Origin of the sequence: Haloarcula argentinensis DSM 12282, from assembly GCA_000336895.1 — an archaeon.
Lineage (GTDB): Archaea > Halobacteriota > Halobacteria > Halobacteriales > Haloarculaceae > Haloarcula > Haloarcula argentinensis.
The window spans coordinates 26,778-50,385 of sequence record AOLX01000006.1; the positions used below are offsets into that span (position 1 = coordinate 26,778).

Here is a 23,608-nt window from a genome sequence, read left to right on the forward strand (position 1 = left end):
CAGAGCCTCTATAAACGCCGTACTGACCAAGTGGCGGCTACAATCCTCCGAGTGAACTGCCGTATTCAGGACGACTGTTTTCACACCCACGTTTCCGGAGAAAACCGCGCTACGACGGGCTCACCGGCGCGACATACTGACTCTTGACTTGTTCTCCTTCGCGCCACTGCAGGTAGTAGTATGCTCGTTTGTCGATTGTCTTCGTTGTCAGCGTGCCCTTCCCTGGCGGCACGTCACCGTCGTCGCGAGTGTCATCCACGCGCTCTTTCCACTCGTCTTCGTCGTCCCAGCCGTCGGGGCCTCAATCTCAATCTCGTCGGCCTCATTATCCGCTAGCGCCTCAGCCAGCTCGTCGACGGCGGCGAGTGCGTTCTGGTGGGCGTCCCGAACGGCCTCGTCATGCTCCACACCGTCTATACGTTCCAGCGCCGCCAGCGCTGCCTCGGCGTGTTCGTGGCCGCTCATATACTAACCAACACAACCGGACAAAATAGGGTTTGTGTTGGTTAGTTCGAACACTCCGGTATCGATGTGAATGGCTTTGTTGAATCTCTCAGCTTGTGACAGTTTGACGAGACCGTGCTGCATACAGAGCGCGAGTCGGTCAGTACCGACGACAGATTGATGGGTTAATTCAGAAGCCATATTTAACTTTGCTGCATTTTAGTTAATATTCAATGACTGTTGGAATTGGTGCCGCGTACAACGGCGATGATCCAGCTGTAGTATTAATAGCAGACCGAATGGTAACGACAGGGGCGGTCGAGCATGAACATTCTGACGGCAAACTTGAGATGGTGTCGGCTGGAAACCCTGCTGTGGCAGCTGTCGCTGCAGGAACGCTCTCATACGCAGATGAACTCTACTATCGAGTAGGGAACCGAATCATTGACCAACCGCCCGATACAGTTCAAGCAGTTGGCGAACTATTCGTTGAAGAGATTCACGCGATTGTTCGTGACGAGGCGGACAACAAGATTTTGGCAGACTACGACTTGACCCTAAATCAATTAACGAATCAAGGTGTTCCACTGAGCGACGACATGGTCGCTGAATTTATGTCACAGATAAGCGATCTTAAGCAGGAGATTCAGAGCGGAACGAACATGCTCATCGCAGGCGTTGATGACGATCACGGCGCTCAGATACTCGAACTTCGGGACGGGAGTCTCACCCGGCACCGTTCACTCGGATTTCAGTGCATTGGTTCCGGTGCCGGCTCTGCAAGTCTGACGTTCATGCGGAATGGATACGAACCCGAAGATCTTGAGGATGCACTAATGCTGGCCGCTGATGCAAAAAATCAGGCCAGTGAAGCGCAGGGTGTAGGCGACAACATGGACATTGCCGTAGTTGGCGATGAGGTTAGTCTCCTTGACACCGACCGTATCAGAAACATCCAAAGTGTGATCGAGGACGTTCGTGAGGCAGAACGTACCGCTCGGGAAAATACTATCAACGATGCCGACATAGATTCACTTAGGTAAAAATATGGTTTCCCCAAACTGGCCGTCCGAAGACGACCCAGACTACACGCCGCAATTCCAAGGGAGTTCGTCGAATTCGGAGATTAGCGGCTCAAGCAATAAGGACTTAGAAGCGCTGCGAGAGGAACTCGAAGAAATAGTCGACGAGGAGTAGCGGTTTTCACTTCCACAGCGTGTGACTAGTTAGTCTATTTGATTAGCGGAGAAACAAGTGCCGATATCTGCTGAGTAGATTCTCTGTATTGCTCACGCAACAGTGAAACAAGCTCACCTACCACAAATCCGCAGCCAGCTAGCCGACCCAGCCACCGATCTCAACTTGTTCACTGTCAGTTGGAGCGTCGTCCGCTGTCTTCGCAACTGAGTCAAACGGCGGTTCAACGAGACGGGGCACTGCGTCGTTGTACGTCCGGTCTGGAGACTTGACACAATCTATGGGCACAATGGGACTGCAGTCGACACAGGAGTGTGTTGCTCCGTCGAAGCCGTTGATCGTCACCGACCAGGTGACGATACTCGCAATCCGGTACGTGTCCGCTGCTGGACGACGAGTACTTGCAGACTGGCAGCCAACAGCCCCACAGACGTCACAGGTTAGGAGGTAGTCTCGATCTGCCTCGTGGAAGATCGAAGCCGCCTGCTCGACGTTGGAACGCCGCTGGAGCGCACACTGCTCGCAGATCGTAAACCGGAACAGACCGTCCTCTCGGTCGACCTCGTCGGGCCACCGGACGTACGTGCGTGCCTCGCCGTAGATGTCGGCTGTCCTGTCCCCGCAGAACCGACACCGGTCAGCCGTTGCGTCGGGCTGGATGTCAGTCACCGGGACCACCGTGCAAGTGTTGGCTGTTCGCGAGCAGTCTCGACAGGACAAAGAAAGCGCCATTTGTAGCGCTCGCGGATCGGCTTGTCCTCGCGGTTGCTTGCCTGCCCCGGCTCACGATAGCCTGTACAGGTCCAGCCCTTGTCTTTCAGCGCTCGAACCATCGCCCCGTCGTAGTCCGAGCGAACCCACGTCAACAAGAAGCGAGTGCCGCGGTCGTCGCCCGCTAAGAATCGCTCCTGTGAGCGAGCCAACGCCGCTGAGGCGAGGTTTGGCATCCGGACGCCGAGACAAATCCGTGCGGCCTCGACGATTGTGTCGCCGGCGACGACCTCACTGTCGACAACTGGCGTGTCCGTCGACGGGAGGACTCGCCGGGCAGTGCCTCGAATCTCCGCTGGAAGATCGTCGATCTCAACTGGTTCGGGACAGAGCTGGCCGTCGACGCCGTACCGGATTCGCTTCTTCGAGATCAGCGGATACCGATACGTGATAGCGCCGACCAGCGAGTCCTGAAAATATAGTCCGTGGTGGGTGAGATTGACCGACGGGAGCGAGCCCATGTAGGTGTGATGGGCCTCATACACGCCGGACGCGGTTTCTCTATCGATTGGCTCAACGGTGACGTGGTCAGCGAATCGAACCCCAAGCGGTGCCGTGAACGGATCACTGTCAGCGTGGATCGGACAGGAACACTCTCCTATGTCTGTTGGCGAACGATGCTGGAACGACTGCGGTCGTGTCGATGCTGAGTGGGTCATCCTCTCACCCGCCAGAGGAACAGAAAACTACCCAGAGTCACCACGGGATGATGACGATTCCGGCATCTGGCCCCTCAATGTAGAGCGGTTCTGAGCCTCGATAGAAGAGTGTGAACCGTTCGGGCTGGTATGTGGGCCGCTCAGCAAGCGTTGCGATTGCACGGCTCACATCCGCTGGTGGGAACTGTGGCTCGCCCGACCGGAGTGCAAGGCGGCCCGACTGGAGTTCGTTCCAGGACTGGAACCGGTAATCAGCTGGCGGAGTGAACGTCTCCCGGGCCGTTGCGACAAGATACTCAGCGCCATCGACAACCGTTGCAGCGATTGGATACCGGGCAGCTTCTGGGCGAATGGTTACGGCACCGTCGAATGCAGACACCACGTCGTCCGTCCAGACAAACGGCGAAGGGGGCTTGACGACCGGAGTCAGTTGCTCGGCGACCGTCGATACGGCGCTGCTTGCAGGTGATGGACTACTGATTTCGGATGTATGTTCTGTCATCCTCTCGCCCGCCGGAGGAACAGAAAACTGCCGCGTCAGTCGAGGCTTGGCAGCCGCTCAGCGATGATAATACCGCCACTCGGCCCCTCCAAATACAGTGCTGTGTGCCCGCGGAAATACAGCGTGTACCGGTCTGGGACGTACTGATACCCTGTCGAAAGCGTCGCGATGGCCTTCGACAAGAGCCGTGCCGAGAACAGCGGGTCGCCACAATGGTTCGACAGGCGGCCAGATTGCAGTGACTCCCAGTCGTCGAACTCGTGGTTGGCCGGCGGCGTCAGGGTTGCTCGTGCCGTTGCGATCAGATAGTCAGCTCCCTCAACAACCTGTGCAGCGGTCTTTGACACGCTTGGAATGTATTCGACACGCTCGTCGAATCCAGTCTCCGCCTCGTTTTCCCAACGCAATTCTTCCGGGTGTCCGGCAACCGGCACCGGTGGGCCTTGGAAGGCTTTGTCTCGAAGATGTGCTTCTGCCTCTGCCTCGCAACTGAATGTCTCCCCACAGGTGCACTCGAACGATTCGTCGTCGCGGTAGTAGCCATCGGTATCCTGTGAGCGGACGAGTTCGCCGTCGTCGTCCATGTAGATGGTGTCGACATACCCCCACGAGTACGACGCCTCAATCTCGTGTTCTTTATTTGGCTTACTGAAGTCGAACCCGGCTTGCTGGTCTAGCTGTCCATCCTGTGTCTGAGTCGGATCAGTTGTTGTCATCCTCTCACCCCCCAGAGGAACAGAAAATCACTCACTGCAGGGGGCTATTCTTCCTCGCCGTCGGTCGTAAGGCTCGTCTGCCTCGTGGCAAGGAACCGCTCAGGGACGCTCTCGAACGCATCCAGTCCTGCCTGTTCGGTCTCCTCAACGTCGACATCGCTATGATCGGTTTGCCACGTAGCAGACTCGCGCTCGAAGCCGCCATCGAAGGCTGAGAGTTCTGTTCGACGGGCCGGCTTTGCAGTTGCTTCAAGTTCCTCAGTGCGGTCTGAAAGCCAGTTCATCTGGTCGAACATCCCGTCGAAGTCGCGCTCCTGAAACGGGAACCGGACGGTTGCCTTCGGCGGGAGGGCAGTGTGTGTCTCCCGGCCAGTCCGAATCGCAGTTGGCCGTCCATCGAAAATCCCGCGCTTACGCAGTGGGTCGACGTAGTCACTGCCAGCCAGAACGACCAGCTCTCGACACGGAGATTCCTGTTGATCGGCAGCGTATGGCCGGCGGAGCCAATCAGCCAGCGACGAATGAACGCGAAGTGCCCAGCGATCTAGTTGGCTCTTGGCTCGTTCCCCCGACGGGAGCCGGTAATGGGTCTCGCCTTCGATGGGGTCGCCGCGCAGGTCCTCAATGGTCGTGTCGTACGGAGCGACCGTCTGTCGGGGCAGCAAGATCCCGTGCTCCGCAGAGAGAATGCCCCCGGAGTTCGCCCGTCGGTCAGCAGTTCGAGCCCACTGGACAGCTGCCTCGGCATACGATCGTTTGACTACGAAGTATGACGATGTATACAGATCGCGGGCCGCAACTGGCTGGTCGGTTTTCGCGTCGCCGCACCCGATGAGTACGAAGCGGCCACGGGTCCGTTCAGTTTGTGTGGTAGTCATTTGGCTCCCTCACTCCATTGGGAGCTACAAAATCCCCAGAGTGCGAATGTTCTCTCCTACGTGTGAACCACACTGGGAGCGAGTCCTGCTCGGTATTCTATTCTGTCTCGCTCGTGTTGGTTCCGATACGCGAGTGTCTGTCCGTTCTCGTACTCAACGACGATCGCATCTTCGAGACCGTCTACGGTCGCTCTCGTGCCATCAGCGGCCCAGACTGGGTCCATCGGTTCCGCTGTTAACGGATTCCGATCTGTCTCTGTAGCCGGCCATACCCCCCGCGATTTCCAGTATGATCTGATGTGTCGCAAGCTCACTTGAACCGTCTCCCGGATGGATAGGTGGTCCGCACTCCCGTACCCGTGTGGTGAAAAGTACTCGCCGTGCAGCGCCGCCAGATGGACTCCGTTCCAGTCCACGCCGACGATATCGGCTGGTTTCTCCCCAGTGACCCGTGGTTGGGTCAACTCCTCGATTACCGGATACTGCTTCGTCGGACTTGCCCCCAGCAAATGCACGCGCCGTCCTCGCCAGTCCACGATGTCCGTGTATTCCTCTGCAGTCTGGTCGGAGTAGCCCATCGGGTAGCCGAGTACAATGTCCTCGTCGATTTCCTCGATTGCCTCGTGGCACTTCGGGACGATAATCACCTCCGTCCCCGGAAACTTCCGTTTCAGTTCCCGTGCGGCTTGGTTGTACCGTCGCGCTTCCTGCTGGTTGTATGCGTCGCCGAGCATCCCGACCGATGGCTCGCACTGCTCGAAGCGTTCGATATATCGGTCCAAATCAGGATTCCGGAAGTCGTTATCCAGCATCTCAATCGGGACGTCGACGTTCCGTAGCGAGGACTGGTAGCTGTAGTCCTCGCGAACGCCGACGGTGAATCCAAGCCGGTAAGCATCGATTACGAACGGCTCCCGGTGGAGGAATCCGATATACTCAGCCTGCTGTGCATCGCCGATAGCCGTCGCTGACCAGGAGCGTCGCGCTTCTGAAGACATGGAGAATACCGAGCGCACCGACCGGCGCGCCCAGCTGGCAGGCGCGGCAAAAAACTACCCCCCGGCTTAAATACGGAGACGGGAAGAAGTGTCTGTTAGAATGAAGGAAGGCGTCGAATCGCAATACGACGACCCTGAGAACTACGAGGGCGACTACCCTCCAGACTGGGCGTACCGGATTGTCTTCCGGAAGCAGTTGGATGACAACACTTGCGCCAACTGTGGAACCCAGTACCAACCGGAAGACTTGGAGGTCTTGCGACGAGTCCCTGCCGAGGACGGTGGAACGAACAAAACAACGAACCTCCTGACGGTGTGTGCGTTCTGCGAGATCGACGTGAAGCAGACAGGGCGACTGAACCTGCCGGAGTCAGCCAGACAAGAGCCAGCAGACAGTCCCGAAGAGGACACCCACAGAGTGCTTGCGTTGCAGAGTGACGTTCCGATCACCGAGGAAGTCGAAGGTGAAGAAACTGAGGACAGCGGGCAGTCTCGTGATGTCTCGCGTATAGAAGTTAACCACGTCCAGACACGGTCGACGAGTCCTCTTCCAGTCAACACGACGACACAGGAAAGCGACGAGCAGTCCGACCAGGACGACACCGATGAGCGTGCTGGATGGCGACAGTTAGCCATCGCATTTGTTGGAGGCACAGCGATGTTTCTGGGATATCTTTGTGCGATTGCCGTCGCCATTCCTTTCCCCTCGCCCGTGGGTGACGTAGCGTTCTACGGCCTCCCACTGGCCGGGCTTGTGGCTGGAGTCCGCTGGCGGCTGTCGACAGCCGTTGCATCTGTCTGCGTTGTTTTGATGTACGCTGGAATCTGGCAGGCATTCTCGGCGGAGCCGTTCATGTCAGTACTGGCGTGGATTCCGGTGGTTGCGCCACTAGTCGGGATTGCCTACGGGGTCGTAGTCGAGCGTACTGAGTCCTCCCTGCGGAACGTGCTCTCAGATCCGCGACTGGTGGTCCAGCGCTTCCGTTGACGAGACGTACTCTGATAACTGGTCCACGACCGACGGGTCGAACGAGTCAGAGACGTGCCGGACGTTCCACAGGCCCGACTGATACACTTCAGACTTCGGCGAGTGATATCCTAGCCAGTCGAGGTCCGACGGCCCTGCAGATCGACGATCCCTCGAAACCATCGCGATGGTATGTGACTCAATCTCGGCACGGTCACACTCGGGTCCGGGCTTGCCCGGAACGTCCACCCAGAGAAACGGCAGATCCCGGATATATTCTGAAACGCGCTGTTCGAGTTCGTGTTCCTGCTCGCGAACAGCTGTCGTCCCGGCGTCGGGATTCTGCTCGCCCCAGTGGGGATACTCGTCGTGCCAGCCGTGCTTCTCGATCAGTGCGCGCCCGACGTGCAAGCGGAAGATCGACCCGCGATGGTTGCCACCGCCGGCGTACTTGCCCCGAACGTTGCCCCGGTGCTGCCTGAGCCGGCTCCAGAGTGTGTTCGACGAACCTTCACTGACGCCGACGGTGCCGATCCGGGAGAGCCGCCAATCGACCGCTGTCGTTGCGCGAAGGTCGCTTGCTGGCGAGAAAAAGAAGTACACCCCTCGGTCAGGCCAATCCAACCGACCAGTGACATCTCCGAGGTAGTACGGCCCTCCAATCTGGTCACGCAAATCTGCCAGCACACTCAAGAACTGTCCGACAGGACTGCTCCCAGACGTTGCTGTGGAACGCATATTCTCCCTCGCCCAGCAAGGGAGTCACAAAACACTGCTCTCAAGCACGTCTGGAAAGACACCGCTCCTTCTCAGCTCTCACCTTCGACGGCGTCGATCAGCTCCGCCGCAGTCGATGAAATACGGTTCAGCCGGTCCTGCAACGTCTCCGGTGCGTCGCCGTCCCACGCCGCCAAGTAGAACGCCGAGTTGTCGGGGTCCAACTCGAAATGGCGACTCACGACGTAAGCGACCGCCTCGGCTTCGACCTCTCGCTTCGAGCGCTCCGTTTCATCGTCGACGTCAAAGTGAAGATGAGCGTGGGCGAACTCGTGAATGAGTGTACTCGCAAGAGCGGCCCGATTATCCCGGTCGACCGCTTCGACCATCGGATTCGTGGTCATCACGCTCCGACGCTGGCAGACGCCCCGAGCAGACCCATGCTCCCATTCTTCTGGGGCGACGATTCGTGCGTCGACGCCGATCTCGTCGGTTGCATCCAACAGGTCTTCAACGAGTCCATCCGGGTCGCCGTGAGCTTCCGTCTCCAGTTCGGGAAGCGGCTCGCCTTCGGTCTGGGAGACATCGAACACCGACGTTGGCCGGAATCCGACTAGCCCCCGACGCCACTGCTCGGGGTCTGTCTCGTCGTACTCACAGTCCGTGTTCTCGTGGTACGACGGCGAGTTCCCGCATCCGGGGCATTTCTTCGTGATGATCGGAGCCCAGATCCAGATCGCACTCTCGCCGCCCTGGACGTACCGGTCGAACTCGTCTTTCCAAGTCTGGTAGCCAGCAACCCGTGTTGCCTCGGGACACTGGAGCTTGATGAGTAGGGTGTTCCGTGCCGAGTAATCGTGGAACTGCGACTGCACATCAAGCCACTGTTGGAACTGCTCGCTGGCCTGTGCCTCGCTCGTGAGGTCGACAAGATCCTCGACCCACGCATCAAGCTGCTCGCGCATCTCGTCGTCTCGGGAGTCCGAATCGTCGAATGTGCAGGTGCTCTGCTGACTGGACTGCTCTGGAGTGTCTGACTGTATCGTTGACATTGGTCTGTTTCCGGGACGCACTCTCGGGCACGCCCCCGCACTGCCACTGGGGGACAGAAAATCGACGCCGTAGCTCAGTGTGAGAAGAGCGAGCTGGCTACCTGTATCTCTCAGGCGGGTGGAAGACGACGTGGATGGCAGAGCCAAGGTTGTACCACGACTTCGGCAGGACCGAGACCTCCAACCCCCACTCAGCAGCGAACTCAAAGACGTCGAACCAGAGATTGTGGGGCGGCTCTTGCGAATCCAGTCGCTCGATGTTCCCCGGGTAGACGTGCATCGAGTACAGTACCGGCTCACCGTCGTCAAGCCAGAGTGTCGCGTGGTCGTCTGCTGGCGGGCTGTGAGGCGGTCCGTTCGGGTCGCTGTCGGCGTCAAGCGGTGAGTGTGGGCACTCATTGTCGCCCGTGATAAGACGCCGGATACAGGCTGTCTCGGCAGCCCCATCGAGGTCGAAGGCTTGGGCAAACGAATCGCGCTGGTATTCTCCCGTGATCGCGGCAAGCGCTCGCCAGATGTCGTCCCACGTCGGGTCCTCCGGTTGGTGGTCAAGGTAGTCGTGGACGGCCTTGCGCAGCTGGCGATACTCGTCCCACGCCGGAACGGGTTCGTTTGGTCCGGGCGTCGGCCAGTCAGTGCGGTCCATACGCTTTGGAAAATTCCGATGCGGTATCAACTCTCGGGACGCGCCAGCACGCCGCGTTAGAGAAGGGACCTTGCCGCTAACCAACACTGAGTGGTATATGAGGCAGCGTGTTGGTTAGCCTGCGAGTCGGCTACTCCTCGGTGGCAGCCTCCCAGCCCTCGTGAAAGTACACCAGCGCCAAGTCCGAGTCGAAGCACTTGCCCGACGAGACGTGCTGCAAGACCTCTTGCTCTGGAATCGGCTCAACCACGCCCGCTTCAAGCAGACTGGTAACGACCTCACGGCCTCGTGGCTCGTCGATCTCGACGGTATCAGGACGCTGCCGGTCGCGGTCCTGTGCGATCTGTTCACGCTCGAATCGTTCGTAGTCCGGAATTGTTTCGGTCGGTTCCATGGAGGAAAATCCCTCACTCGACTGGGGGACACAAAATCGGAGTTAACCAACAGAACAGAAGTATGGCAGTCGGTGTTGGTTAAGACACCACCGTTTCCGCAAAACAATGGGGAGCCGAGTCAGTTCGGGAGCTTCGGTGCAATAACGAACTGCATCGCTCCATCAGCGTCGGGGAACTCCGATTTCAGCACGAGCGGCACTTCGTCTCCGACGCGCAACACCCGATTTGTTCCGTCTGGAAGGCCAGAGTGGGCTGATTTGACTAATGAGGAATCCAGTTTTACCTCGGCGTCCGCAGGCTCGAATGCGATGAGATCAGTCTTTGGTCGGCGATAGGCCATGCTGTCGGTGTCCCCGCTTGCGACGAACCGCATCTCTCCGGCCTCAGAATCCACTACGAGGTCAAACCGGTCGCCAAGCATATCCGCTGCCGAGAGTCCAAGCGACAGATCGTCTGGACTCAGGTGGACAGTTGCTGGAAGATCAATATCCGGCATTTCAACAGGGTAGCGGAGCGATTCAATCGGGTCAAGTCCGATAGTGCGCGTTATCCCGTCGATGTTAATCTCGAGTGTGCTGTTCGCCGAGTCTAGTGCAAACTGTGCGAGGTCGCCCGCATTACCGATCGAGAGTGCATCTCGAACCCGTTCGACATTTACCCCGAGCGTCCCTGTCGCTGCGTCGAAAGAACTGAACGAACTCCCAGCGACACGTAGATCGACCATCGCGTGTCCCTGCCAGTCAGCTGCTCGAATCGCAATCCCAGAGTCCCCAATCCCCAGTCGTGCCTTGTCTGTGACCGTGCCTACTGCCGAGAAGATCTGGTCGAACAACTGCACGTCTCCGCTGATCTGGAGATACTGTGGGGCGTCAAGCGTCAGGAGATCCGTAGTATCCAGGTCCGCTGGTGTCTCGGCATCAGCTGTCTCTGACACGCCCGTTTCGGCGTCTGTGGTTGCTGTCTCGGTACTGCTGCTCGCTGGTGACTGTGACATCTCGATTACCCTCCACTTCCCGGAGGGGCCACAAAATCTACCGTTGACGCCGCTAAGGGACTACCGACGTGAGTCGATGGGTCCGGTAGTCGACTGTCCACCGCGAGTGGTTCTGCGTGATTCGATACTCACGAACAACAGCAACATCCTCTAATGACTCGTCGGGTTGCTCCCACGTAAATCCGTAGCCAGCGACCACATCTCCCTCATCGAGATATCCGACTGGATGCTCGGGGCCGTCCCACTCGACTGAGACTGTGTCGCCACCGTTGGGGGGTTGGACTCCACGGCAGACTGTCGCTTGGATCACAGATGGATCAGTGGTCAACCCGTACAGCTGCGCCAAGTCGCTGGCTCGGATGGTGAACTTGTCTTCCTCTCCGACGAACGAGTGGCGAGCCTCGTCCCGAGTTGTTGAGTGATAGTCCATCGTCTCGATACTGACACCGAGCGAATCCGACAGGAGGTGTGCAAATTCGGCGGCCCCGGTGAGGACTGCTTGGTTCTGCTCCTCGATTTGCAGGGTCGTTTCCGGCGTCCGAAGCTTCTGTGTGGGCGGAGATTCCGGCCGCTCGACAGGCATACAGCTGCACAGGAGTGTGCCTTCCGGCCCCGTCAGAATCCACGGCTGTTTCCCACACAGGATCGCTGAGTATTTCGACGCCGTGTACCGCCCACCGCCGGTGAGGACTCGAAGTGCCTTTTCGAGTGCTTGGGCGTCGATCCCGTACCCGTAGCTGTCTGCAAGTCCGTCGACGAACGTGACTCGTGTGTCGATTGAGTCGAAATCGCCGTACGTGGCTGGAATTTGTATGAGGTCGCCATTTCCGCACTCGGCGACGTACTCTCCGACGTCGCCGTCGACAACCCACCGAGTTTGCTGCTTGTGTGCTCGACTAGCCGACGTGTTGATCGTCGACACTGGCCGCTGCGTTGTGAGGCCCCAGTCCACGTCTGGGGACGCCCAACTGGCTCCGTCGCGATCGGGCGCGCGACACGTCGTCGCACATCGAGCGATGCTCACCGCGTCGGGAGTGTGGTCGTTGTCGGCGCTATCTCCGTCACCGAACGTACCGAGTGTGAGGTCAGTCATCCTCTCACCCGCCAGAGGAACACAAAATTCTATTGAACCTAGAAACGTCCCTCCGTCGTTTCCGAAGCAACCGTCGCCAAAGTCGCCAGTATCGGGAGATTATCGCAGTTTTAGTAACAACGGAAGGGGTGGACCTCCATCACCCCCTCCACCGTTTCCGGAGCTAATCTGTATTACACTGATCTACTTTAATTACTCTGGAGTTATCCACTGCTCAGAGAGTCGCTGACATGACGGGTCTTAGCATCTACTCAGAGGAGGAAACAACTCAAAGTTGAGAACACGGTCGGAAAAATATCATTGACACAGACAGTGTAAGGTACCACGGACACTCCACCATTTCCGGAGCTTTTTCGACCGGCTAATCATCGGAACCCTCACTCCACTGTTTCCGAAGCTATCCACGAAAGAAGGATGGAGGGATACAGGGGAAACGGTATAGATTGCCGGAAGTTCCAGTTACTCCACAATCTCTTTTCTATCGTGTTAAATATACTCTGTTCTAGAAGATTATTTTAGTAGTATTGCGGTTACTGTTTCGTAGTATATGTATTAGTTCTTTTGCTTTATATAGTAGTATTGCTGGGTGGAGACTAGGTGCTTTAGACATAGCTTAGGAAACGGTGGAGTGAGTGTGTTATATAAAGAACTGGAGCTCCGGAACTGGTGGTATGCCAATCCTTTTTAAATAGGCGAGCTCCGGACGCTCCGGAAGCTAAGGAAGCGGTGGCTTTATTATATTGTGCTGTATGTCAGACTACCATGGGGATGTTCCAACGAGATCGTCAGGTGTTCGCTGATGCGGAACCTCTTGACGACTCTTATGAGCCCGAGGATATCCGCGAACGGGACAAGGAACTCGAGAAATATCAGCGAGCCCTCCAACCAATCATCGATAACCGACCGACGTCGAACATTTTTCTGTATGGCAAGACGGGGACAGGGAAGACCGTCGCGACGAAATTTATGTTGTCGCATCTAGAGCAAGACGCTGCTGAGTATGACGACGTCATGCTCTCGACTGTCTGGGTCAGCTGCGAGAATTTATCCTCGTCCTACCAAGTCGCTGTTGCCCTTGTCAATGAACTACGTGGAGGACAGAACAAAGATCGAATCAGTACCACCGGCTACTCTCAGCAGCGGGTCTTTGATATTCTGTATGAAGAGCTCGACGCGCTTGGTGGGACCGTCGTGATTGTCTTGGACGAAATTGATAACATCGGACACTCTGACGACATCCTCTACGGGCTTCCCCGGGCACGATCGAATGGATACGTCGACAATGTCCGTCCAGTAATCGTTGGTATCAGCAACGACTTTCAGTTCCGGGACAATCTTTCACCGAAGGTCAAGGACACGCTCGCTGAAAAGGAGATTCTGTTTCCGCCGTACGATGCGAATCAACTGCGCTCAATCCTGAACCCACGCGCCGAGAAAGCGTTCTATAATGATGTTTTATCAGAAGACGCTGTCCCGCTCTGTGCAGCTTTTGCCGCGCAGGACACGGGATCGGCCCGACAAGCAATCCGGCTGCTCCGTGAAGCCGGCGAACTCGCGCAAGCTGCTGATTCTGACACTGTAACTGAGGATCATGTCCGAGACGCTCAGGACGAACTGGAAAAGAATCAACTCTACGAGGGAATGCAGGAACTCACGACACAGGGACATGCCGTCCTCTGTGCGCTCGCGTACTACCAAGCACTCGATAATGTTCCTGTCCGCTCTCGGAATCTTTACGAGCGATACGTGAAGATTTGCGACCGGCTCGACACCGACAGCGTGAGCGAACGCCGTGTTCGTGACCATCTTTCGGATATGAATATGCTTGGGCTCATCAGCGTCTATGAACGGAACGAGGGACTCTCGGCTGGCCGGTATCACGAGTATGAGCTTGACGTGCCGCTGCAAGCCGTACTTGAGGTTCTCCTCTCAACGACTCGCTTCGAAGAACTCGCGAATATCATCGAATCGACGGCTGACGATAACAACCTCCTTCAATCGGGCCTCTCCGACTACTAATCTAGTCTGTAATTCCAAAGAGAACTTGAGCTAACTTCCGTCGCTGAAAGCTCCGGAAACGGTGGAGGGTCTGGATAGACGAAAACCGGCTGGTTCGTTGTGCCTGACAGAATCAATTGGAAGCAAAGTTTCTGAGGCAGAAACTCGCTGCAGGGTTTTAGTACAGGTCAGCCAGTAGAAATAGATAGCCGCCAGTCGGAGGCGGTCCCCGAAAAGTATCCGACACGCCCGCCTACCATCGCCCACACCCGATCCCCGCTTAGGGATGGAGCCAACTGAGTGCCCTCTGACATGTCCTCTCGCGCGCTCCATCCCCGTACATCCCCTCTTTCCCTCCGCCGCCCTCTGTTGTAAACTGCACTCAATATTACTACACAGGCGTAGATACTGAGTTCTAGCAGACTTCCTGCGGCGTCAGCGCACACATAAACTGACCACCTTTTGACGGGCCCGTAGAAAGGACTACCTTTCTGTTCTGAAACTCAGTAGAGTATTTGATGCATGAGCCCACTCGAGAACGGAATCAGTGCTCTGATATCAGATGGGACGGTGGGAGATGAGGATACCCGCAGAGAATGGTCAACCTATCGTCGCCGAATCTATTCTTGTCGATAACAGTCTAAGCAAATCAACCCTTGATCGATATCCCGTACAGGGTTTGTTTCAGTAAACTCTTTCCCACACTTACTGCAATTGACCGCTTCAGTAATACCGACGCCAGATCCATATCCTGCGGCAAAGTCCCATGTGTGTTCATCAGTGGCTAAAGCCACTTCGAGGTCTCCACTTTCGTATTCGACTTCGGTAATCGTCAGTGGCTCCACCTGAACATCCAGCGCATGTCTTGCCCGAATCTCATGCTGTCGCTCGGGGAATCCTTTATCACGACGTTGTCGCAAATCATCGAGTTCGGTGTCGACATCCTCATATTCGGTTTTGAGTTCTTTGCGCTCTTTGAGCGCTTCGACGCGTTCGCCTTCGTTGCTACTATTGATTTGTTGGCTCAAATTGTCGATTCTCCCAGAGAGGTTCGATAGTTGCTCTTCTAACTCCTGGATACGCTGCTGTTGCATCTGACGGAACTCCTCGACTTCGGCGTCGGCTGCTCGGGAAGCTTCCTGATGGATCTCATCGGTAGTTTCCTGAATTCGGTCGACGACTTCCTCTCGCGCAGTGTCGAAAAGAGGCTGGATGTCGGCAGCCTGCATATCCATCGGCTTACTCGTTTCCGCTTCATTATCTGGCGATGCGATCTGTAGAAAGGTTTCCTCCAGCGTGGGCAAGAATTCCTCGGACCGAGTATCGAGTGCCACTGCCCGCAGCAGTTCTGTCTGGTACTCACTGACTGTCTCAATACTCACACGGAATAGTACCACGAGTGCTGTTCGGTCGTAGTACGGTGTGAAATCCGCTGAACTCACCTCGATGTCGCTTCCCTGAAGCCACCTAGGGATTTGAACAGCAGCATCGTCCGTTTCGAGAGAGATTTTCCCCGTCGGTGTCCGCTCGCTCGCCTCGGTGAGAAGTGTCTGGAAAAATTGACTCTCGGGATGGAGTTCCTCGGCCGCCCCGTCGCCGACGTCACTGCCACAGACGAGCGTTAGTGAGTCTGTCAGTAGCTCGCTGTCGACTTCGTTCGGAGTAGTGACCGCCCATCGATTGTCATGCTTGTCGATATCGCAGCCGAGCGTTCGTAGATACTGCTCAGTGAAGATTTCTACAGCAGACTGCGTCACGGGCACGGCAGCGTCAGTCATCACTTGCTCCCAAGTCGAATCCATCGAAGACGCCACTGTTGAATTCCTCTAATTTGTCGGCTAGGTCACGCTGTTCCTGAAGATCAACAGCCATGTCGTCGAAGTCATTCTCCAAGTCAACCTCGGAACCAGCGTTGACCAATCGCTCGAAGATTTCATCTTCGAAGCTGGTTCCGGACTCCTCTAGTCGGCTCAGTATCGAGCTTAGTTCGCCGACACTCTGCTGGAAGAGGTCGATCTTATGATACAGTCGGTCCAAAACATATTCCTCAACCGTATCCTTCAACGCCATATTAAAGATATAGACACTGCGTTTTTGCCCGATACGGTGAATACGGCCGATTCGCTGTTCGACGCGCATCGGGTTCCAAGGTAGGTCGTAGTTCACGAGGATATTGCAGAACTGGAGATTACGGCCCTCGCTCATCGCGTCAGTCGAGACAAGAACGCCGCCTTCCTCTTCGAATTCCTCCACAATCTGCTCTTTCTCCTCGCTGGAGTGCCCACCATGGAATGAGTGGACGGTGTAGCCCTCTGAAGCGAGTCTGTCGAGTACTTGGCGTTGTGTAGCCCGGAACTGAGTGAAGACGATGACACGACCCTTCTCGACGTTATTGCGGGCCTCTTCGACGATGTCGAGGAGGCGTTCCTGCTTGGTTACTGTCTCAATCCCCTCAATGAGGTCAAGAATTGACTCCAACTCGTCGGCATGCGTGAGTTCCGACTGCTCGTCTAACCTCTTCTCGATAGTATGTTTGAGCGCAGCAGGACTACTGACAACCTCTTTTTGCAATAGCATCAGGACCAATTTTTGACCTTGGTCTTGCCCGTATGCACCCTTCACATAGTCCGAGACTGCTTGGTAGAGTTCTCGCTCCGCCGCCGATGGATCGAACGTTCGCGTATCGACTGTCCGGTCGGTGAAGTCGATGTCTGTTTCGGCTCGTCTGTTCCGAATCATTACCTTGTGCAACCGCTCGTGTAGCTCGTCCCGGTTGACGAGCGTCTCCTGACTACTATCGATGAAGTACTGGTGGAAGACGTCTCGTGTTCCGAAGAGGCCGGGGCGGAGCAATGAGACGACATTGTAGAGGTCGGTGAGTTCGTTTTGAATCGGCGTCGCCGTCAGGAAGAACGCATAGTTGTAGGTGAGCCGGTCAATGAGGTCGTAGCGGTCCGTATCCTCGTTCTTGACATAGTGAGCCTCGTCGAGGACAAGCACGTCCCAATCCCGCTTGAGGACCGTCGAGCGATGCCGGTCGCTTTTCGCGGTATCGATGCTGGCGATGATGTAGTCGTGGTTGTCGAAACCGCTGAACTCGTCGTCGTAGTTGCAGACGAAGTCGAGACCGAACTTCTCTCTGAGTTCGGCCTGCCACTGTTTGGCCAGCTGTGCTGGCGTCAGGATAAGAACTGAATCATTCGTCTCGCGAAAGTGCATCTCCTTCAGAATCATCCCGACCTCGATGGTCTTGCCCAAACCGACTTCGTCGGCGAGCAGCGCTTTCCCGTCCATCTCAAAAAGTGCTCGATACGCAGCATCTACTTGGTGTTCGAGCATCTTCACCGAGTTCTCGTCTAACTGTTTCAGTGCACGGAGTTCAGAGTCCGGCTGGCCGGCCTGGAGGCGAGTGGCTTGGACGCTCTGTATGTGGTCGGTAGCGCCTTGGGACAAGCTATCGAGAATATCGTCCGCAGACTCGTGGGTGACCTCGACATCGACGAGGTCGTAGCCATCCATGGTCAGCCAATATTCAGTGATTGTAAAAGATGTTTTGTGAGTATCCCGCCGAGTCGGTCAAGTCAGTATCTGCAGCCGAAATCACGACCATAGTGTTTATTGCGCCATACTGATGTGTATTTGAGTATCAAGATGGCAGAAACAACGGCGCTGTCCCAGACTCTCGCCGATACGGTCACCCTGAGCCGTGAGTTACGAGAGGAAGGGCAAATCGACGGGCAGGTGAAACTCTACAACGTCGACGACGATGGGGAGTTCGAGTCCGACGCCGATCTCTTCTTTGAGCGGACGCTGATGACACAGGGGTTGAGAGAGGCGCTGTCGATTCTTCGCGATTCGCTGACCGGCGAAGACCCCCGTGGGACGCATATTCTCTATGGACCATACGGGAGCGGGAAGTCCCACCAAATGGTGGCGCTGTACCACTGCTTCGACGACCCCGCTACAGCCGGGACGTGGGCCGGAGACTCCATCGAAGGGTTCGAGGATGCACTTCCGGAGTCTGCGATTCCCATCACGGTCGCCATGCACAACGAGCAGTACGAGCACCTATGGGAGCCGTTCTTCGAAGCGCTGGACTACGACCCCGGTACCTTCGAATCTGGCGGCTATCCGGATATGCAGACGATTCAGGACGCCGTCGGCGACGAGACGGTGGCGTTCTTCGTCGACGAGCTTGAGGACTGGTTCGATACCCTACAGGGAGACCGCAAGAGCGCGAACAAGGCGTTCCTCCAGTCGCTGCTCGAATCGACCGCGCTCTCAGATCTTGAACTCTACACTATCGTCTCCGTGCTCCGTGAGGGTTCCGAGGTCCATGATATTCTGAATCGAGAGCAGGCAGTCGAGGTTAATATGAACAATCAGGTGGACAAGCGCGAGGTCCTCCGCCACCGTCTAATTGATTCTGTCGAGGAGAACGCAGCCCGGGAGATCGTCAACGGGTACTTCGACGCCTATGACCAGTCTGACCATGTCTCTCTCCCCGATGACTTGCTATCGGAGATGCACGATCTCTACCCGTTCCATCCCGTGCTTCTCGACGCGCTGGAAACGCGGTACTACGCAGACGAGGAAAACCAGAACACGCGGGGGATGATCTACCTCTTCTCGAAGGTTCTGCTGGAGATGCAGGACCAGACGGACCTCATCACCCACGGCGACATCGACGCCATCGAGTTTGAGGACGAGTTGGCGAAGATCAACTACGAGCGGCTCAACGCCGCGACAGGCGACATCAAGAGTCGCATCGATACCGACGAGGTCCCCCATGGTCGTCGCATCCTGAACACGATTCTCCTCTACTCGCTGAAGCCCAGCGAAGGCGAGGGTGCTGAGGTCTCAGAAATTGTCATGGGCGCGTACCAGACCGGCGACCTCGTCTCCGACGTAGTGCTCAACCTCGAACGGCTCCACGGCGTCGCGTGGCACCTCCACAAGCTCAACGGGAAGTATGCTATCCGCGACCGGCAGAACCCGAATGCACTGATTCGCAACGCTGCTGTCGATGTCTCTGAAACGGCTGCGAAGGCCGAGGTTGCAGACTTCATCACCGACATCTTCGGGTCGAACGCCCATCCTGTCGGGTTCAGAACTAACGACCTACGGGATATCCCCGACGACCGTGAGGTCAAAGTTATCGTGAAGGACGATCAGTGGACTCAAGAAGAGGTCGAACAAGTCATCACGAACGATGGGCGGGGGCGTGAGTGGCGCAACACCCTCGTGTTTGTCCAGCCGTCGGGCGACAAGGCCATCGAATCTGGGACACGGTATATCGACAAGGCTCGCTACATCGAAGGTGCACGGCAGGTTCTCGCCGACGAATCTCTCGATGAAGAAATCCGCGAATCGATCCGTGAGATGCAGGAACAGGAAGAGAACGAACTCCGTGAAGAACTCCAGCTCCTCTACGGAGAGGTGCTTGATGGTGACGACCTGCTCAACGAGTTCGACATGGCCGCGCCGATGGATCTCGACGTGTACGTGCTGGACGAGGCCGAACTCGACGCGTCTAACATCGCCGAATCCGCGGCGGCCGACCCGTTCGATCTGCAGTCCCACATTTGGGATATCGCAGAGGACCTGCTGGAACGTCGTGGTGAGATTTCTGTCGAGGACATTTATGAGCAGTTCCTCCGTGACCCACAGCTCCCCATCCCCGGGAGCGCGAACGACGTCTTGAACGCGACGGTGGAGGCGCTGGAGGGCAAGCCCGTCCTTGCTCGTGACTCCAAGGGCTTCCGAGACAACCTCTCCGGAAGTTCGCTTGATACGGTACTCGTGCAGACGGACGCCGTGGACGTGTGGGGCGTCGATGACGTAGAGCAGGAACTCCGACAGCGATTCGGGAGCGGCACGACGGCCATCGACATCGGTGATTTCCAGGTTGACCTCGTCGAAGACGGCGAGGTATGGATCGATGGTGACACGCTCGACGTGGTCATGCGGGCCATCGGTCGACTGAACCGCGAAGATCAGTACGTCATCGTCCACGGGAACGAGATTCTCGACAAGCCACAGTCCGACGCGACGCTCCGCGATGTGGGCGGGGCGACAGTCGTCGGCGCGTCCTATCTGACTGACCGAATCGAAGAAAGCATCCACGCCGACGGCTACGCGAATCTTGACACCATTATCGGCGAGGTTCGGGCCGACGAGACAGTGTTCCTTCCACCGGACGAAACGGAGGCCGTGGCTCGGGAGGCGGTCAACGAGTTCCTCGTCGAGAACTACGTCCTCGAAGCCGGCGGCCGGTATCTGGACTCGCTCGGTGACCGCGACCCGATGACGGTCAAAATCGTCCCGACGGTCCCGGACCGTATCGGCGAGCAGATTCTGGAGTACATAGACGAGCTGGACGCCGGCGAACAGTTCACTGTCAACAAGGTCACCGACCGATTCGACAGCAGCGTCACCGAGTACATGGTCCGAACCTTCCTGTTGGAGAACATCGGCAAGGAGGACGACCCGGAATACGTCGTCAACACGACGGGGTCGGACAAGGCGTCGGATTGGGTGCCCGGCTACCCGTTCCGGAAAGCCGACATCGAGGCCGAGACGTGGCGCTTCGAGTACAACGGCGACGACGTCGCCGCGATGCGAACCAAGTGGCGCAACAACCACAAGAGCGGGTCCGTCGAATACGGCGACGTAACGTTCATGCTCCCCGACAAAGAGGGGATTCCCGGCGCACTGCAGGGAACTGCCGACGTTGACCGGACACAGGTGAGCCTGACCTTGCGGTCCGAGCAGGACTACACAAAGGTTCAGGACCTCTTCGAGCGGATGCCCGACGAGGCGTCAAGTCTGAAGATCGAAATCAGCTTCCAGAAATAATGTCCAAAGAATCAGAGAAAGTAGATGGTACAAAAGAGCGTACAGAACTGCCGATTGAACGAGGTTTTCCTATCGAACATATTAACGATATTGCAGAGAAGGAGGGGCGAGCTAAGCAGCACTATCGACCGACATCTACTTTACACAAGTGGTGGGCCCGTAGATTGGGGTGTGTCTTCCGTTCTATTTGCTTGTATACTCTAGTTAATGAAAAATCAGACGTCGAGGTATATGAACCGGGAACGGAAAATCAAACGCTATCTGATTACACCGAGATAGATAATGATGTTGAAGATTTGATTGATTCCGTTGATATAAGTGACCCTGATGGACTTTGGGAATTGTATTCGAAGGATGTTCGAGTTGATGATACTAAGATACTTGACCCATTTGCAGGTGGAGGTACATCATTAGTTGAATCATCTCGGTTTGGTACTGAATCAGTCGGGCGTGATCTAAATCCTGTTGCTTGGTTCATCACGAAGAAAACAATGGATGCTGGTTCAACTAGTGTCGATGAAATCGAGTCTATGTTTAACAATCTCCGTGACTCGGTAGGTGAACAAATTCTTGATTATTATAGAACTCCCTGTCCAAACCATTCGGATCACAAGGCAGATGTGATGTACAATTTTTGGGTTAAAGAATTAAATTGTACTTCTTGTGAAGCCACTGTTCCCTTGTACCGAGACTTTAGAATAGCAAAAGGGAGATATGAGAATGATGGGAAACACAATGTTCTTTGTCCAAGCTGTGAGTCAATTCAACTTGTAGATGATTGGCAAGATGAGTGTGTGTGTAACGATTGTGGATTTAATTTCAATCCTTCTGAAGGAAACGTCGATTATGGCGATTATATCTGCCATGAGTGTGGACAAAAATATTCTGTAATTGATGGGATCCAAGAACAAGATGGCTTCAATCTTCGGTTATATGCTATAGAGTATCATTGTCCGACTTGTGAAGAGAAGGGCGCTCAAAGAAGTGAAGTGAAAGGTTATAAACAGGTAGTAGAAGAGGACCGAGAAATATTTGAGGAAGCCAAAAATGAATGGGAGAACTCACCTGAACTTGAAAAGTACGTCCCGAACAAGCCCATTCGACCAGGCTGGTCTACAATGGCATACGAATTTGAAGGGTCCATGTCAGGGAACGGAAATTTACCACGACATGGGTATGAAGATTGGACAGATCTGTTTAATGAGCGTCAGCTACTTTCCCTATCAAAGCTCTTGAAGGAGATCGATGAGATTGAAGATGATAATCTAAGAGAGATGTTTACCCTTTGTGTGACTAATAGTCTCCGTACAAACTGTATGATGGTGTCTTATGATGCAAACCGTAATGGCATGAGTAATCTATTCCGCACGAATCGATTGAACCCACCTCTGTATCCAACTGAAGGTAATGTTTGGGGAGCTAAATATGGAAGAGGTACATTTGAATCCTCATTTAGTATGTTAAAATCTGCTGTTGAGTATGCTAAAGCGCCAACTGAACGATATGTCGTGGACGGTGAAACAAAGAAAACAGAGCCGTTTTCGAAGCCAATAGGTGAAAATAGTAGAGTAGAACAAGGTGATGTACGCAATCTATCTGAAACGAATGAGTATGACTTCGTCATCTCTGATCCGCCGTATTATAACAATGTCCTCTACTCAGAACTCTCTGACTTCTTTTATGTTTGGCTAAAGCCTATGCTGGAAAATGATTATGACTTCTTTGAGAAAGAACACACCCCAAGATCTGATAGCATCGTAGTTAATCCTGCATCAGATAAAGGGGACAAAGAATTTGAATCTGAATTGGAACAAGCTTTCTCAAGAATACAAGAAGCTTTGAAAAAAGATGGAGCATTAGTATTTACTTATCATCATAGCAGCTCCGAGTCATGGGGTGAATTACTAGAGTCTCTATGTAATGTTGGATTCGAAATAACAGCAACCTACCCAATATCTGCTGATATTAACAAGTTTATGGAAGGAGAGATGGTTTCTTTTGACATTATAGTCGTTGCTCGTCCCTCGGCAAATAGGACTAGCACAAGTTGGAATTCACTCCGGCGACGTATATATAAAACAGCCCGACACACACGCCGCGAGCTTGAGCAAAATCGAGAACTCTCACGAGGTGATATTGGGGTAATTGAAATGGGTGAGTGCTATCGTGAATATTCCAAGCACCACGGGAAGGTCCAGCGAGACGGCGAAATCATGTCTGCCAAGGAGGTCGTCCAGGAGATCTACGGCATCATCCAGGAGGCCAGCGATATCGGCGTCGAGGACGTGTTCATCGACCTGCTGGACACGGCCAACGTCTCCTACGACGACGTGAACAAACTCTCCCGAGGAACCAACGCCAACCCGGAGGACCTCAAGGAGATGCGCCTGTACAACCAGGACGACGGCTTCGAACTTGGGACGTGGGACAACGAAAAACGTCAGGCGTACATCCAAGAGCGCGTCAACGGCGACAGCGACGACCACCTCTCGAACCTCGATAAACTCCAGTTCCTCCGCTACCGCTACGAGAAGGGCCAGGCCGTCCAGAACTACGTCGAGAAGTGGGACGTCGACGACGACATGCGCGAGCTCGCCGGTCGACTCGCCGACGTGACTGGCGATGACACCTACACGCGCGTGCTCGGAGATCGGGACATCACGAGCTACTGATTGGACGCTCACCTACATTCTTCCGCTTCACAACTGCGATAGGACCGATGG

21 protein-coding genes are annotated in these 23,608 nt (G+C 55.5%); 6 read left to right on the forward strand and 15 right to left on the reverse strand.

The window, feature by feature from the left end; all coding sequences use genetic code 11:
• Positions 1–207 precede the first annotated feature (207 nt).
• Positions 208–465 carry a hypothetical protein gene (locus C443_RS02615; protein ID WP_005533550.1) on the reverse strand — a complete coding sequence of 86 codons (258 nt, stop codon included), beginning with the start codon at positions 463–465 and terminating at the stop codon, positions 208–210.
• Between the two features lie 212 nt (positions 466–677).
• On the opposite strand from C443_RS02615, the gene C443_RS02620 reads away from it, so the two are divergent.
• Entirely contained in the window at positions 678–1,487 is an 810-nt protein-coding gene (locus tag C443_RS02620) for a hypothetical protein (protein ID WP_049943854.1), read from the forward strand.
• 4 nt (positions 1,488–1,491) lie between these two features.
• Entirely contained in the window at positions 1,492–1,641 is a 150-nt protein-coding gene (locus C443_RS21385) for a hypothetical protein (protein WP_160163339.1), read from the forward strand.
• A gap of 138 nt (positions 1,642–1,779) precedes the next feature.
• On the opposite strand, the gene C443_RS02625 is transcribed toward C443_RS21385, so the two are convergent.
• Genes C443_RS02625 through C443_RS02650 form a run of 6 tightly spaced genes read right to left on the reverse strand, consistent with a single transcriptional unit; the run spans position 1,780 to position 6,165 of the window.
• Positions 1,780–2,319: a hypothetical protein gene (locus C443_RS02625; RefSeq protein WP_005533552.1), complete on the reverse strand. Its 540-nt coding sequence runs from the start codon at positions 2,317–2,319 to the stop codon at positions 1,780–1,782.
• Positions 2,307–3,071, reverse strand: coding sequence for a hypothetical protein (locus C443_RS02630; RefSeq protein WP_005533553.1), 765 nt, complete (start codon positions 3,069–3,071; stop codon positions 2,307–2,309). Before C443_RS02630 ends, C443_RS02625 begins: the two co-directional genes overlap by 13 nt.
• Positions 3,072–3,108: 37 nt before the next feature.
• Positions 3,109–3,573, reverse strand: coding sequence for a hypothetical protein (locus C443_RS02635; protein ID WP_005533554.1), 465 nt, complete (start codon positions 3,571–3,573; stop codon positions 3,109–3,111).
• 35 nt (positions 3,574–3,608) lie between these two features.
• A complete protein-coding gene (locus C443_RS02640; protein WP_005533555.1) occupies positions 3,609–4,289 on the reverse strand; it encodes a hypothetical protein in 681 nt (226 codons plus the stop codon).
• Positions 4,290–4,333: 44 nt separating this feature from the next.
• The gene (locus C443_RS02645; RefSeq protein WP_005533556.1) at positions 4,334–5,167 is read right to left on the reverse strand and encodes a DUF6884 domain-containing protein; all 834 of its coding nucleotides are present in this window, start codon (positions 5,165–5,167) and stop codon (positions 4,334–4,336) included.
• A gap of 56 nt (positions 5,168–5,223) precedes the next feature.
• On the reverse strand, positions 5,224–6,165 hold the full coding sequence (locus tag C443_RS02650; protein WP_005533557.1) for a DUF6610 family protein: 942 nt from the start codon (positions 6,163–6,165) through the stop codon (positions 5,224–5,226).
• 100 nt (positions 6,166–6,265) lie between these two features.
• On the opposite strand from C443_RS02650, the gene C443_RS02655 reads away from it, so the two are divergent.
• Positions 6,266–7,153, forward strand: a complete 888-nt coding sequence (locus C443_RS02655; protein ID WP_005533558.1) for a hypothetical protein — start codon at positions 6,266–6,268, stop codon at positions 7,151–7,153.
• Here C443_RS02655 and C443_RS02660 read toward each other — a convergent pair.
• The 6 genes from C443_RS02660 to C443_RS02685 form a co-directional block, all read right to left on the reverse strand.
• Positions 7,118–7,870, reverse strand: coding sequence for a hypothetical protein (locus C443_RS02660; RefSeq protein WP_193363473.1), 753 nt, complete (start codon positions 7,868–7,870; stop codon positions 7,118–7,120). The genes C443_RS02655 and C443_RS02660 overlap by 36 nt on opposite strands.
• Positions 7,871–7,941: 71 nt before the next feature.
• Positions 7,942–8,901 (reverse strand): ArdC-like ssDNA-binding domain-containing protein, encoded by a 960-nt coding sequence (locus C443_RS02665; RefSeq protein ID WP_005533563.1) that lies wholly within the window; start codon positions 8,899–8,901, stop codon positions 7,942–7,944.
• Between the two features lie 97 nt (positions 8,902–8,998).
• Positions 8,999–9,547 (reverse strand): hypothetical protein, encoded by a 549-nt coding sequence (locus tag C443_RS02670; RefSeq protein WP_005533565.1) that lies wholly within the window; start codon positions 9,545–9,547, stop codon positions 8,999–9,001.
• A 130-nt stretch (positions 9,548–9,677) separates the two neighbouring features.
• On the reverse strand, positions 9,678–9,941 hold the full coding sequence (locus tag C443_RS02675; RefSeq protein WP_005533566.1) for a hypothetical protein: 264 nt from the start codon (positions 9,939–9,941) through the stop codon (positions 9,678–9,680).
• Between the two features lie 119 nt (positions 9,942–10,060).
• Complete coding sequence (locus tag C443_RS02680) at positions 10,061–10,936, reverse strand: hypothetical protein (RefSeq protein ID WP_005533568.1); 876 nt, start codon at positions 10,934–10,936, stop codon at positions 10,061–10,063.
• 52 nt (positions 10,937–10,988) lie between these two features.
• Positions 10,989–12,029 carry a hypothetical protein gene (locus tag C443_RS02685; protein WP_005533571.1) on the reverse strand — a complete coding sequence of 347 codons (1,041 nt, stop codon included), beginning with the start codon at positions 12,027–12,029 and terminating at the stop codon, positions 10,989–10,991.
• A gap of 762 nt (positions 12,030–12,791) precedes the next feature.
• Here C443_RS02685 and C443_RS02690 point away from each other — a divergent pair.
• On the forward strand, positions 12,792–14,048 hold the full coding sequence (locus tag C443_RS02690) for a Cdc6/Cdc18 family protein (RefSeq protein WP_005533573.1): 1,257 nt from the start codon (positions 12,792–12,794) through the stop codon (positions 14,046–14,048).
• A 599-nt stretch (positions 14,049–14,647) separates the two neighbouring features.
• Here the strand turns inward: C443_RS02690 and C443_RS02695 are convergent.
• Together C443_RS02695 and C443_RS02700 are read right to left on the reverse strand one after the other, a co-directional pair.
• A complete protein-coding gene (locus tag C443_RS02695; protein ID WP_005533575.1) occupies positions 14,648–15,805 on the reverse strand; it encodes a hypothetical protein in 1,158 nt (385 codons plus the stop codon).
• Complete coding sequence (locus C443_RS02700; RefSeq protein WP_005533577.1) at positions 15,798–17,546, reverse strand: DEAD/DEAH box helicase; 1,749 nt, start codon at positions 17,544–17,546, stop codon at positions 15,798–15,800. Before C443_RS02700 ends, C443_RS02695 begins: the two co-directional genes overlap by 8 nt.
• 132 nt (positions 17,547–17,678) lie before the next feature.
• Between C443_RS02700 and C443_RS02705 the strand changes: the two genes are divergently transcribed.
• Entirely contained in the window at positions 17,679–20,885 is a 3,207-nt protein-coding gene (locus C443_RS02705; RefSeq protein WP_005533579.1) for a DUF499 domain-containing protein, read from the forward strand.
• Entirely contained in the window at positions 20,885–23,557 is a 2,673-nt protein-coding gene (locus C443_RS02710) for a DUF1156 domain-containing protein (protein WP_049943855.1), read from the forward strand. Before C443_RS02705 ends, C443_RS02710 begins: the two co-directional genes overlap by 1 nt.
• Positions 23,558–23,608 lie beyond the last annotated feature (51 nt).